Below are 12,500 nucleotides of genomic sequence, written 5' to 3' on the forward strand. Positions count from 1 at the left end.
CCCGGATGAACAACCTACTGAAAGATCACAACTAGGGCCTGTCGTCGGATATCAGCGCCTCGACCAGCCCGGCCGAAGGCCCGCGGGCGGCGGGACAGGGGCGCAGGACAGCGGTTGACGTCCGCGTTTTTATTTAACATGATAAATAAAACAACAAGAGGAGAATGGCTCATGCCGCATTTGTGCATGGAGTATTCGGCCAACCTGGCCGATCGCGTCGACCTGACGGGTCTGTGCAGCCGCTTGAACGCCACGCTGCTGGACACCGGCTTTTTCGAACCCGGCGCTATTCGTGTGCGCACCCTGCGCTGCGATCACTACGCGGTGGCCGACGAACTGCCCGAGAACGCCTTCCTGGATGCCTCGCTTCGTATCGGCGAGGGCCGTAGCGAAGACGACCGAACCCAGATCGGCGAAGCCTTGTTCCGCTGTTTCCAGACCGAACTGGCCGAACTGTTCGATACCCCGCACTTCTGTCTGTCGCTCGAGGTACGCGAAATATCGCGCGAACTGAGCTGGAAGAAGAACGCGATCCATCCGCGCCTGCGCGCCAAATCCTAGACCGGAGCTGTCATGGCCTCTTTCCAAGACAATCTCGATAAAGCCGAGTCCTATCTGGCACGTTTTCGTAACGATGGCGTGTCCAACCATATCGACGGACAATCCGTGCCGGCCGCGAGCGGCAAGACGTTCGAAACCATTTCGCCGGTCGATCAATCCAAGCTCGCCGATGTCGCCCACGGCGGCGCCGAGGATATCGACCGTGCTGCCAAGGCAGCCAAGGCGGCCTTTGGCGCTTGGCGCGATATGGAAGGCGGCGAGCGCAAGAAGATCCTGCATAAGGTGGCCGATGCCATCGAAGCCCGTGCCGAGGAAATCGCGCTGGTGGAATGCATGGATACCGGCCAGGCGTTTCGGTTCATGTCCAAGGCGGCCCTGCGCGGGGCGGCGAACTTCCGCTTCTTCGCCGATCGGGCGCCCAGCGCACGCGACGGCCAGTCGCTGAAAGCACCGGGCCAGATCAATATCACCACGCGTACACCGATCGGCCCGGTGGGTCTGATCACGCCGTGGAACACACCGTTCATGCTCTCGACCTGGAAGATCGCGCCGGCACTGGCGGCCGGCTGCACCATCGTTCACAAACCGGCCGAGTTCTCGCCGCTGACCGCGCGTCTGCTGGTGGAAATTGCCGAAGACGCCGGCCTGCCCAAGGGCGTATGGAACACGGTCAACGGCTTCGGCGAAGACGCCGGCAAGGCACTCACCGAACATCCGCACATCAAGGCCATCGGCTTTGTCGGCGAAAGCCGTACCGGGCAGATGATCCTCGGCCAGGGTGCGGCCACGTTGAAACGCGTGCACTTCGAACTGGGCGGCAAGAACCCCGTTGTGGTGTTTGCCGATGCCGACCTGGATCGCGCCGCCGATGCCGCGCTGTTCATGATCTATTCGCTCAACGGCGAACGCTGCACGTCCTCGAGCCGTCTGCTGATCGAAGATTCAGTACACGACGAGTTCGTGGCCAAGCTCGCCGAGCGCGCGGCCAGGATCAAGGTCGGCCATCCGCTGGACCCGGCCACGGTCATCGGCCCGTTGATTCACCCCTCGCATGAAGAAAAAGTGCGTTCCTATTTCGACATCGCGCAGGAAGAAGGCGCCACGATTGCCACCGGCGGCGAAAAAATCACCGACGGTGATCTAGCCAACGGCTGCTATGTAAGGCCGACGCTGTTCACCAACGCCCGCGCCTCAATGCGTATCGCGCAGGAAGAAATCTTCGGGCCCGTGCTGACCGCCATCCCCTTCGCCGACGAAACCGAAGCGCTGGAGCTGGCCAACGGGGTGGACTACGGCCTGGCTGGCTATGTCTGGACACACGATATGACCCGTGCCCTGCGCTTCACCGAGAAGATGGACGCCGGAATGATCTGGGTGAACTCGCAGAACGTGCGCCATTTGCCGGCCCCGTTTGGCGGCATGAAGGATTCGGGCATCGGCCGCGACGGTGGCGACTACTCGTTCGAGTTCTATATGGAAACCAAGAACATTGCGCTGGCCACCGACGACCGGCCTATTCCGAGGCTCGACCAGGAATAGCCCGCTCGGTCCCCGGACGCCGACGGACACAGCATTGGTCCGCCGGCGTCATCGCAACCCAACACGATGGAACGCCCCATGTCTGAAGTACAACGGCCACGCCTTTGCAGTTTTGTTCACCAGAACCGGCACAGCTACGGTGCGATCGTCGACGGTGGCATCGTCGACCTGGGCGCATTGCATGGCGCTCAGTGGGCAACGCTCGACGCGGCGGTCGCCGACGGTGCGCTTGCACAGATCGCAGAATCGGCGGCTACGCGAACGGCAGATTTCGCCCTCGACGACATCAGCTTCGATATTCCGATTACGAACCCCGGCAAGATCATCTGTGTCGGCGTGAACTACCCCGACCGCAACGCCGAATACAAGGACGGCCAGGAGCTGCCGCCCTACCCCTCGATCTTCATTCGGTTCCCGGAGAGCTTCGTGGGGCACGACCAGGCCGTGGTTCGTCCGCCGGAATCCGAAAAGCTCGACTACGAAGGCGAGCTGGTTCTGGTCATCGGTCGCGAGGGGCGACGCATCCCCGAAGACAGCGCCCTCGATCATGTCGCCGCCGTCACGCTGTGCAACGAAGGCACGATCCGCGACTGGGTCCGCCATGCCAAGTTCAACGTCACCCAGGGCAAGAATTTCGATCGAACTGGCGCCATTGGCCCCTGGCTCGTCCCGTTCGAGGATGAAAGCCAGATCGCCGATATCGAGCTGACCACCCGCGTGAACGGCGAGGTGCGTCAGAACGACCGCACCGCGCGCATGATGTTCGGCTTCAAATATCTGATTTCCTATATCTCCACCTTCACCACGCTCAAGCCGGGCGATGTGATCGTCACCGGCACGCCCACGGGCGCGGGCGCCCGACTCGACCCGCCGGTCTGGCTCAAGCCGGGCGATGTCGTGGAAGTCGAAGCCGAGGGCGTCGGCGTTCTGTCCAACCGCGTGGAAGACGAACAATGACGCTCGACGCCGCACAGGTCGATGCCGCCGCCCAGGCCTTGCTGACCGCCGAGGCCGAGCGGCGTCAGATCGGCCTGCTCTCGGTCGCGCACCCGGACATGACGCTCGACGATGCCTACGCCATCCAGACTGCCCAGATGCAGCCCAAGCTCGACGCGGGCCGGCAAATTCTCGGCTGGAAGATCGGGCTGACCTCGAAAGTCATGCAGGACGCCCTCGGCATCGAAACACCCGATAGCGGCGTGCTCTACGACGACATGCGGTTCGAAAGCGGCGCGCGGGTGCCGAATACCCGCTATATCGAGCCGCGTGTAGAAGCCGAAATCGCCTTCGTGCTGAAAGCACCGCTGGAAGGCGACGTCAGCCGCGAGGACGTATTGGCGGCGACAGACTATGTGGTGCCCGCCCTCGAGATCCTGGATACGCGCATTCTGCGTGCCGATCCGGAAACCGGCCAGCGTCGCCGTATTTTCGACACGGTGGCCGACAACGCCGCCAATGCCGGCATCGTGCTCGGCGAGGCACGCCATGCGCCGGACGCCTTCGATCTGCGCTGGGTCGGTGCCATCGTCAAGAAGAACGGCGAAACCGTGGCAACGGGCCTGGGCGCCGGCGTGCTCGACGACCCGGTCGACGGCCTGGTCTGGCTCGCACGGCGCATGCACACCTATGGCCAGCGCATGAACGCGGGCGATGTCGTGCTCTCCGGCTCTTTCATCAGCCCGATCGAATGCCCGGCCGGCACCGAAATCGCGGCCGATTTCGGCGCGTTCGGTCAGGTGCATATCGACTTCGAATAGGTTCGTCATGACCGTACCCATCAATACATTCAAGCAGCGACTGACCCAGGGCGACGCCCAGATCGGTCTCTGGGTGGCCTGTGGCGACCCGACCGTGGCCGAAATCTGCTCGCATACCGGTTTCGACTGGCTGGTGATCGACGGCGAACACGGCCCGAACGGCCTGCGCGACGTGCTCGCACAGCTGCGCGCCATGGGCGATACACGCTCGCAGCCGGTGGTCCGTGTAAAAGACGACGATCGCGCGACCATCAAGCAGATGCTGGATATCGGCGCCCAGACACTGCTCGTACCGATGATCGAATCGGCCGAGCAGGCCCGCGCCGCGGTGGCGTCGGTAACGTATCCGCCGGCCGGCAAGCGCGGTATCGGCGCGGCGCTGGCGCGTGCTTCGGGCTACAACACCTACACCGACTATCTGGATGAAGCCGACGCCCAGATCTGCCTGTTGCTGCAGATCGAGTCGCAGGCCGGACTGGCTGCGCTGGACGACATCCTGGCCGTGGACGGCGTTGATGGCGTGTTCATCGGCCCGGCCGACCTGGCCGCCGACATGGGCCATCGCGGTAACCCGACCCATGCCGACGTGCGCCAGGCCGTGGAAGACGCGGTGAATCGCATCGTGGCCGCCGGCAAACCGGCCGGCATGCTGTCGTCGAACCATGATTTTTCCAGCCGCTGCCTGGAACTCGGCGCGACGTTTGTCGCCGTGGGCAGCGATGTAGGGCTGCTGGTCAATTCGGCGCGCCAGCTTCGTGCCACTTACAAGAACGACTAGAACACTTATACAAGTCGTCGTGCGAGACGACTCAAAACGCCGCTTTCTGCAGCATAAAAAAATTCTTCTTGCAGAAGAGCCGCCGTCTGAGGAGATGCACCAATGCAGTTTCATCATCATGGTTATGTCTCGGGCAACCCGAAAGTCGAACCCGCGGCCGGTGTCGGTATCGACCGCCCGGACGATCTGCCCGACCAGATCGATGTGCTGATCGTCGGCGCCGGCCCGGCCGGCGTGACCGCTGCGGCTCAGCTGTCGCAGTTCCCGAACGTCAATACGCGCTTGATCGAGAGCCGCCCGCATCGTCTCGAAGTCGGTCAGGCGGATGGCATCCAGGCCCGCAGCGTGGAGACCTTTCAGGCCTTCGGCTTCGCCGGCGCGATTACCGAAGAAGCCTATCGCATCACGGAAATGGCGGTCTGGCGTCCGGACCCGGACAAGCCATCGCATATCGCACGCGCATCGGTGCCGGTCGACGATCCGCAGGGCATCAGCGAATTTCCGCACCTGATCGTCAACCAGGCGCGCGTACAGGATTATTTCGTCGAGTTCATGCAAAACTCGCCGGCGCGCATCAGGCCCGATTACGGTATCGAGTTCGTCCACGTCGAGAACGACGGCGACCCGGATTATCCGCTCACCGTCACGCTGCGCGATACGTCGGCAGGGCGCGAAGGAGAACAGCGCACGGTACGCGCCAAGTATCTGGTCGGCTGCGACGGCGCGCATAGCAAGGTACGCAAGGCGATCGGCCGCGAAATGCGCGGTCAGCAGGCCGCCCATGCCTGGGGCGTGGTCGATGCCCTGGCAGTGAGCGATTTTCCGGATATCCGCAAGAAGTGCATCATCCAGTCCAAGGCCGGCGGCAATATCCTGCATATTCCGCGCGAGGGCGGGCATCTGTTTCGCATGTATGTGGATCTGGGCGAAGTCGCCACCGACGATGCCAGCCGCAGCATCCGCGAGACATCCCTCGAACAGACGGTCGCCAAGGCCAACGAAATCCTGCATCCCTACTCGATCGACATACGCGACATCGGCCGCTACAGCGTGTATGAAGTCGGCCATCGGCTGACCAACAAGTTCGACGACGTCGATGACCCGGCCACCCAGACGCCGAACGTGCTGATCACCGGTGATGCCTGCCACACCCACAGCGCCAAGGCCGGTCAGGGCATGAACGTGTCGATCCAGGACGGCTTCAACCTGGGCTGGAAACTCGGCTACGTGGTCGATGGCCGCAGCCCGGCGGCCTTGCTCAACACCTATTCCGAGGAACGACAGGAAGTCGCCCAGAACCTCATCGACTTCGACCGCGAATGGTCGACGCTGATGGCCACCCGCGAAGAGGACTTCGACGACCCCGGCCAGCTCGAGGATTTCTACGTCAAGACCGCCGAGTTTCCGGCCGGCTTCATGACCGAATACAAGCCGTCGTTGATCACCGGCGAAACCACCTATCAGGCACTGGCGAGCGGTTTTCCGATCGGCAAACGCTTCAAGTCCGCACCGGTGGTGCGCGTATGCGATGCAAACCCGCTGCAGCTGGGTCACCAGGCCCGCGCCGACGGTCGTTGGCGGATCTACGTGTTCGCCGATTCGCAGGCCGCCGGCTCCAACACGGCGCTGGCGGACTGGGCCGACTGGCTAATCAGCTCGCCCCAGTCGCCAGTCGTGGCGTATACGCCGAAAGACCGCGACACCAACCATATCTTCGATGTGAAAGTGGTTTATCCGCAGGCGCATGCCGACGTGGCCATCGAAACCGTGTCCAAGGCATTCATGCCGCGCACCGGGCCTTTCGAACTGGTGGACTACGAAAACGTGTTCGCCCTCGACCCGGCAGCGGATATTTTCGAGCGGCGCGGTATCGACCCCGCCAAGGGCGCGCTGGTGATCGTACGGCCCGACCAGTACGTGGCCCACGTGCTGCCGCTGGGCGCGACCGACGAGCTGGCTGCGTTCTTCAAGCCGATCCTGCTCGAGCCTGGCGCTTCACGCCGCTAGACGCGACGGCCCACCCAAGGGTTTCAACCCACACAATAAATAAGGCCCTGTGCCAGAGGAGATGTCTTGATGTTTCAAACAATGCGTTATCGGTTTCTTCATCACCTATCGGTGGCGGTGCTGCTGGGCCTCATCGGCCTGCTGCCGGCAAACGCCTGGGCACAGGACGCAAGCGACACGAATGTCGAACTGTTGTTGCTGGGTACGAAAGGCGGGCCGGCGCTGCTTACGCCCAAGCGTATTTCGCAGTCGAGCGCGCTGATCGTCGACGATGAAATCGTGATGATCGATGCCGGCTACGGCGCCAGTCTGCGTCTGGCCCAGGCCGGGCAAAGCCTGAAACAACTGCATTCGATCTTCATCACCCATTTTCATAGCGATCACGTGCTCGACTACCCGGCGCTGGTCATGAACGCTTGGGCGACAGGCTTGAAACAGCCGATCTCGGTCTATGGTCCACCCGGCATGCAGGCAATGACCGACCAGGTATGGCAGATGTTCGCGGTCGATATCGACAAGCGCGTCGCGGATGAAGGCCGACCGGACCCACGCAAACTCGTCGACGTGCATGAGATCGATGCCGGGTCGGTTCTCGATGACGCCACCATGAAGGTAGCGGCGCTGCGTGTACCGCACCCGCCGTTCGGCGATGGCGAAGCATTCGCCTATCGTTTTCAGGTAGCAGGCAAGACGATCGTGTTCACCGGCGATCTGCACTCGTTTCCGGATGGCTTCACAGAATTCGCCAAAGACGCCGACATCATGGTCAGCGAAATGGTCAATGCCGATGCCGTGCAAGCGCTGTCCCAGCGCATTGGTAACGGCGACACGTTGGCGAAAGCCATTCTGTCGCACCATGTGACCGGCGCTCAGGTCGGCCACGCCGCGCATGCCGCGGGCGTGAAAAAACTGGTGCTCAGCCACCTCGTGCCCGCCGACGATCCTTCGGTGACCGAACAGAGCTGGATCGACGCGGTACGCGGCGACTACGACGGCCCTGTGGTGGTCGCACGCGACGGCATGCGGATCGACGTGGCAGGTAAACCCGCCAATAATTCGCAGTAGCTCGACCGCGCCATCACCGGTTCGGCCATCGTATACCCGAGCCTTACGGGTTCGCCGTTGGCGGCGAACCCGGTCAACCGAAAAACCTGAAACCGGGTGAGCAAGATCGACGCACTGGGCGGGGCGGGCATACGTACAATAGGTGCCATGACCGCAGCGAAAAAACGCGATTACATCACCCGGGCCGGCTGGCAGCGGCTGGCCGACGAGTTGGACTATCTCTGGCGCGAAAAACGCCCCCACGTCACCCGCGAGCTATCGGCAGCGGCCGCCGAGGGCGACCGTTCGGAAAACGCCGAATATATTTATCGTAAAAAAGAACTGCGCGAGATCGATCGGCGCGTGCGCTATCTGGGTAAGCGCCTGGATGAGCTGACCGTGGTCGAGACCACGCCGGACGACCCGGACAAGGTGTTCTTTGGCGCCTGGATCGACGTTCTGGACGACGACGACAGCTCGCATCGCTATCGTATTGTGGGTGCCGACGAGACCGATGCTGCCACCGGCGCTATCAGCTTGAATTCGCCGGTCGCCCGCGCGCTGATTGGCAAGCGACTCGGCGATATCGTCGAAATCGCGCTGCCGCAGGGCCGGCGCGAACTTGAGATCGTGGCCATCCACTATACGCCGCCGGCCGACTGAACCACGCCCCCGGGCTTGGGTGTAGGATACAGCCGATCATGGCAGGCTATTTCACTCTGGAAGCCGACAGCGTTCTGCGCGACCGCGCGTTCATGCGGTTGCTGATCGGTCGCGTGACGGCGACGCTGGCTACCCAGATTCAGTCTGTCGTGGTGGGCTGGCAGCTGTATGCCATGACCCGCGACCCGCTGACCCTCGGCTGGGTCGGGCTCGCCCAGTTCCTGCCCATGGCATTGCTGGTCTTGCCAGCCGGCGATGCCGCCGACCGATTGCCGCGACGATTGATCCTGACCGCGAGCTGGCTGGTGCAGGCGATAGCCGGCGTGCTGTTTCTCGTGCTGACCCTGTCGGGCACCGAGTCGCCGATCGGTTTCTTTGCCGTGCTGGTGCTGTTCGGCATGGCCCGGGCCTTTGCCGGGCCGGGCATGCAATCCCTGCTGCCCCAGGTGGTGGGCGAACGCCGTTTGCCCAAGGCGATCGCCTGGAATTCCTCGGCCTTTCAGGTGGCGGTGATCGGCGGCCCGGCGCTCGGCGGCGGAGTTTACCTGGCCGGGCCGGCGTTCGCCTACGGGCTCTGCGCGGCGCTATTCGCCTGCGCGGCGGTGGCGATTGCCTCGATTCGCCGGCGTCTGCCGGCGCGTGCCGATACCAGCCGCGCGAGCGCGTTCGCACGTTTTACTGCCGGCATCGTCTATGTCCGTACGCGTCCGATCATTCTCGGTGCGATTTCGTTGGACCTGTTTGCGGTATTGCTCGGCGGCGCCACCGCGTTGCTACCCGTTTATGCGCACGAGATTCTGCATGTGGGCCCGGCCGGGCTCGGGCTGCTGCGCAGTGCGGTGGCAATCGGCGCTTTTTCGATGGGCATCTATCTCGGACGCAATGCGCTCGAACGACGCGCCGGAGCGATCATGTTTGCGGCCGTGGCGATCTTCGGCGTGGCAACCATCGTGTTCGGGCTGTCGACAAGCTTCATGCTGTCGTTCATGGCCCTCATGGTCATGGGCGCGGCCGACATGATCAGCGTGTTCGTACGTTCGTCGCTCATACAGCTGGCCACGCCGGATTCCATGCGCGGGCGCGTGAATGCGGTGAACATGCTCTTCATTGGCGCCTCCAACGAGCTCGGCGAATTCGAATCCGGGGTCACCGCGGCGCTGTTCGGCACCGTGGGTGCCGTGGTGCTGGGCGGCGTGGGCACGCTCGCCGTGGTCGGTATCTGGATGGCGCTTTTTCCGGCTTTGCGGCGTGTCGACCGCTTGAACGATGTGGCCACCAGCGCGCCGGCGGACAGCCGCTAGCCGCCCGCGCCGCGCGTGACCGGCGTATCGATCGGCTCGGCCAGGCCTTCGGCCCGGGCTCTTTCGAGCTTGGGAGCGGCCGGGACCATATCGCGTTCATCGGTCGTGCTCACCGGCTGATGCCGTTCTGCTTCTTCGGGGCGCACATGAACAGTCGCCGAAAGGCCCACGGTCAGCACCCGCATATCCGGGCGCGAATCAAACGCGATGGTGACCGGCACGCGTTGGGCCAAGCGCACCCATTGAAATACGGGATCGACATTGGGCAAATTACGCTCGCCCGGCGCATTGTTGGCCACCGCGATACCACGGCCGATGCTGGCTACGTGCCCGTGCAGCGGTTCGGGGCTGGCCATGAGATCGATATCCACCGGGTCGCCCACATCGATATGCGAGAGCTTGGTTTCCTCGAAATACGCGGTCACCCGAAACGTGTCGGCGTTGACCAGCGTCATCATCGACTGGCCCTGGGTGGCATAGTCGCCCTCGTCGAGCAGCAGGTGGGTGACATAGCCATCCACCGGCGAACGCACCGTCGCCCAGTCCAGGTCCTGTTTAGCCTGGGCAAGACGCGCCTCGGCCTGGCTGACCGACGCCGCAGCCGAGGCGGCTTCCGACTCGGCCTGTTGTAGATCCTGGGTGGATATGCCGCCACGCGGCAGACGTTCCAGCCGCCGCGCGTTGCGCGTGGCAAAGCTTTCCTGAGCCAAGGCCTGTTCCAGAGCGGCCTTGGCTTCGGCAACCGCGTTTTCAAAACGTACCGGCTCGATCGCGAACAGCAAGTCGCCCTTGTGGACATAGCTGTCATCGTTCACCGCGACCCGGCCCACGGTGCCCGACACTTCCGGCGCAATATTGACCACGTTGGCCTGTACCCGCGCATCACGTGTCCACGGCGCATAGACGTAATGCTGCCAGGCGAACCAGCCCAACAATACGGCGATTGCCACGACGGTGAGCGTGGCAATCACGCGTAGCGTAACTGCAAAAAATCGCTTCGAATTCGCCATTCAGGAAAACCTTGGATAATGGTCGTTATGCCGCAGTGACCGGTTCGTGCTCATGGGCCGAACACCAGCATCAGACTGGCCAGCAGAATGATGAATAACGCCGCGCCAGCCAGCGCGGGATGCCAGAAAAGCCGGTGGGCTCGACTGCGCAGCAGCAGCGGCTGAACCAGCAGATAGATCAAGCCGGTCGCGGCAAGAAACGCCAGGAAAAGCGGCAGATATATGCCCCCGAACGCAATCTGTTCAGACAACACGATTGGCCTCCCCGAGCCGAACGGCCGAGCCATCGGCATTTTCGCGCGCCAGGCCATAGTCGGCCAGCGCGGCTGCAACCAATTCGGCGGCGACCGCTGCACGTACGCCATGGCGCAGGCGAAGCCGCGGCGTGAACGACAGCGCCGCGGTTAGCATTTGCTGTGCCAGGGCGTTGGTCCGTTTCTGCATGGCGAAGACGTCCTGCACCGGCGGATAACCGTGCGCGAACATATGCTCGAGCGCTTCGAGTTCGTCGTGCACGGCTTGTTGAATCGCGTCGTCGAACCCGGCGCGTGTCGTCAAAAGTCGTAGCGACCTTGCCTCGATGCCCATATTGACCGCCGAGAACGCCGCCTGACGCGCGCTCACATGAGTGCGCCCCTGGTCGGCGGCGACCGGCAAGCGCAACAAGCGATCGTAAACACGCGTTTCGAAACGCTCGCGCGAGCCGGTGAAGCCTTTGGCCAGCTCACCGAACATGCCGGCCAGGCGTTCGCGCAGCAGATCGCGTGGCGTGACCGGCAGGATAATCGCGAAGGCCGCCAGCGCAAGAATCACGGCCAGCTCCGCACCCATGAACGCCTCGGCAAAACTCACGAAATCCTGGCGTGCGCCGTTTGCGGGGTTCACCAGCAGCGCGAACTGCACCAGGCTAATCCGTCCGATCAAGGCCCATTGCGGCGTGGCCATGGCAAGGCTCGCGACAAACACGAACGGCATCAGTACGACCATCAGCATCACGAACCCATTGACTGCGGGTAGCAATGCGAAATTGGCGATGAACGCGGCGACCCCGGCACACAGCCCGCCAATGCCGAAGCCCTTTGCCCCACCCGCAGGATCGTCGCCCAGCGCAAACAACGTCGTAAGCACGGCCAGCAACACCATCATCCCGCTGAGCGCCGGTTCGTCGTGTGTCGCCCAGATGGCCGCGCCAATAGCGATCGCGGTGGCAGCACGCGCCGTGGTGCGCAGCGACTCACGCAACGAAACAGGCGTGGCGAATTCGGTGCGTCGCGGTGTATCGCGCGCGCTTTTCTTCTCCGCCAGAAGCAGGCCGTGTTTGATAACGGCCGCACGCATACGGTTGGCCAGATCCAGAGCACGGGTGATGATCACCCAGTCCACCAGTGAACGCTTACGATCGTTCTCGCGGTCGGCCCGGGCATTGGTGAGCACAGCGTTGTAAGCCTTGCTGAAAGCCAGCTTGATCGCGGACGCATCGTTCGGATCCTTTTCGAGCAATGCCGCCGCCTCGTCGAGTCGTTGCAAGGGGGTGCGATCGATTCGATCCCCGAACTTGCCCAGATAGACCTGCAAAGACGCCATGGCGCTGACCAAAGACAACAACTCGTAGTCGAGTCGGCGTGCCAGGCGGTCATACTCGGCAAAGGCGGGCTCATCGTAGCGTGCGTACTGGCGCGTTTGCTCCAGTGCGAGCGTCTTGTTCACCAGTTCATGCAACTCGGGGTGCGGCGTATTGGGATCACCAGGATCGCCGTGTTCTGAGTCTTCCTTGCTCGGGTTGCGGTCAATACGCCGGAACTGGGCGCCGATCGCCTTGAGCGCGTCAATCCGGGCCGCG

General features: G+C 63.0%; 12 protein-coding genes (1 of these 12 running past the window's edge). 9 read left to right on the forward strand and 3 right to left on the reverse strand.

What is annotated here, in order from left to right:
* The first annotated feature begins 171 nt into the window (after window positions 1-171).
* The 9 genes from SSPSH_RS11470 (at window position 172) to SSPSH_RS11510 (ending at window position 9,650) form a co-directional block, all read left to right on the forward strand.
* Complete coding sequence (locus tag SSPSH_RS11470; protein ID WP_021031717.1) at window positions 172-561, forward strand: 5-carboxymethyl-2-hydroxymuconate Delta-isomerase; 390 nt, start codon at window positions 172-174, stop codon at window positions 559-561.
* 12 nt (window positions 562-573) lie between these two features.
* On the forward strand, window positions 574-2,100 hold the full coding sequence (hpaE, locus tag SSPSH_RS11475; RefSeq protein WP_006914960.1) for a 5-carboxymethyl-2-hydroxymuconate semialdehyde dehydrogenase: 1,527 nt from the start codon (window positions 574-576) through the stop codon (window positions 2,098-2,100).
* Window positions 2,101-2,178: 78 nt separating this feature from the next.
* Window positions 2,179-3,057, forward strand: a complete 879-nt coding sequence (locus SSPSH_RS11480; protein ID WP_021031718.1) for a fumarylacetoacetate hydrolase family protein — start codon at window positions 2,179-2,181, stop codon at window positions 3,055-3,057.
* Window positions 3,054-3,857, forward strand: coding sequence for an FAA hydrolase family protein (locus tag SSPSH_RS11485; protein WP_006914958.1), 804 nt, complete (start codon window positions 3,054-3,056; stop codon window positions 3,855-3,857). The genes SSPSH_RS11480 and SSPSH_RS11485 overlap by 4 nt, the downstream gene beginning before the upstream one ends.
* A gap of 7 nt (window positions 3,858-3,864) precedes the next feature.
* Window positions 3,865-4,635, forward strand: a complete 771-nt coding sequence (locus SSPSH_RS11490; RefSeq protein WP_006914957.1) for an aldolase/citrate lyase family protein — start codon at window positions 3,865-3,867, stop codon at window positions 4,633-4,635.
* Between the two features lie 102 nt (window positions 4,636-4,737).
* Window positions 4,738-6,642, forward strand: coding sequence for an FAD-binding monooxygenase (locus tag SSPSH_RS11495; RefSeq protein ID WP_006914956.1), 1,905 nt, complete (start codon window positions 4,738-4,740; stop codon window positions 6,640-6,642).
* A gap of 69 nt (window positions 6,643-6,711) precedes the next feature.
* Window positions 6,712-7,707 carry an MBL fold metallo-hydrolase gene (locus SSPSH_RS11500; RefSeq protein WP_021031719.1) on the forward strand — a complete coding sequence of 332 codons (996 nt, stop codon included), beginning with the start codon at window positions 6,712-6,714 and terminating at the stop codon, window positions 7,705-7,707.
* A 96-nt stretch (window positions 7,708-7,803) separates the two neighbouring features.
* On the forward strand, window positions 7,804-8,349 hold the full coding sequence (gene greB, locus SSPSH_RS11505; protein ID WP_006914954.1) for a transcription elongation factor GreB: 546 nt from the start codon (window positions 7,804-7,806) through the stop codon (window positions 8,347-8,349).
* A gap of 38 nt (window positions 8,350-8,387) precedes the next feature.
* Window positions 8,388-9,650 carry an MFS transporter gene (locus SSPSH_RS11510; protein WP_006914953.1) on the forward strand — a complete coding sequence of 421 codons (1,263 nt, stop codon included), beginning with the start codon at window positions 8,388-8,390 and terminating at the stop codon, window positions 9,648-9,650.
* On the opposite strand, the gene SSPSH_RS11515 is transcribed toward SSPSH_RS11510, so the two are convergent.
* The 3 genes in view from SSPSH_RS11515 to SSPSH_RS11525 are tightly spaced (at most 50 nt apart) and all read right to left on the reverse strand, a layout consistent with a single transcriptional unit that may run on beyond the window.
* A complete protein-coding gene (locus SSPSH_RS11515) occupies window positions 9,647-10,660 on the reverse strand; it encodes an efflux RND transporter periplasmic adaptor subunit (RefSeq protein WP_006914952.1) in 1,014 nt (337 codons plus the stop codon). The two genes, SSPSH_RS11510 and SSPSH_RS11515, sit on opposite strands and share 4 nt — an antisense overlap.
* 50 nt (window positions 10,661-10,710) lie before the next feature.
* Window positions 10,711-10,911 (reverse strand): DUF1656 domain-containing protein, encoded by a 201-nt coding sequence (locus tag SSPSH_RS18770; protein WP_006914951.1) that lies wholly within the window; start codon window positions 10,909-10,911, stop codon window positions 10,711-10,713.
* A protein-coding gene (locus SSPSH_RS11525) for an FUSC family protein (RefSeq protein ID WP_206772392.1) crosses the window boundary here: on the reverse strand, window positions 10,904-12,500 show its 3' portion. Its footprint extends 563 nt past the window's final position; 1,597 of the gene's 2,160 nt are visible here — the last part of the coding sequence; its start codon lies off the right edge, out of view; the stop codon is at window positions 10,904-10,906. Before SSPSH_RS11525 ends, SSPSH_RS18770 begins: the two co-directional genes overlap by 8 nt.

The organism is Salinisphaera shabanensis E1L3A, assembly GCF_000215955.2.
Classification (GTDB): Bacteria; Pseudomonadota; Gammaproteobacteria; order Nevskiales; family Salinisphaeraceae; genus Salinisphaera; species Salinisphaera shabanensis.

Coding starts and splice junctions, on each gene's coding strand:
- SSPSH_RS11470 (WP_021031717.1), top strand. CDS start 172: ATGCCGCATTTGTGCATGGAGTATTCGGCCAACCTGGCCGATCGCGTC.
- hpaE (WP_006914960.1), top strand. CDS start 574: ATGGCCTCTTTCCAAGACAATCTCGATAAAGCCGAGTCCTATCTGGCA.
- SSPSH_RS11480 (WP_021031718.1), top strand. CDS start 2,179: ATGTCTGAAGTACAACGGCCACGCCTTTGCAGTTTTGTTCACCAGAAC.
- SSPSH_RS11485 (WP_006914958.1), top strand. CDS start 3,054: ATGACGCTCGACGCCGCACAGGTCGATGCCGCCGCCCAGGCCTTGCTG.
- SSPSH_RS11490 (WP_006914957.1), top strand. CDS start 3,865: ATGACCGTACCCATCAATACATTCAAGCAGCGACTGACCCAGGGCGAC.
- SSPSH_RS11495 (WP_006914956.1), top strand. CDS start 4,738: ATGCAGTTTCATCATCATGGTTATGTCTCGGGCAACCCGAAAGTCGAA.
- SSPSH_RS11500 (WP_021031719.1), top strand. CDS start 6,712: ATGTTTCAAACAATGCGTTATCGGTTTCTTCATCACCTATCGGTGGCG.
- SSPSH_RS11510 (WP_006914953.1), top strand. CDS start 8,388: ATGGCAGGCTATTTCACTCTGGAAGCCGACAGCGTTCTGCGCGACCGC.
- SSPSH_RS11515 (WP_006914952.1), bottom strand. CDS start 10,660: ATGGCGAATTCGAAGCGATTTTTTGCAGTTACGCTACGCGTGATTGCC.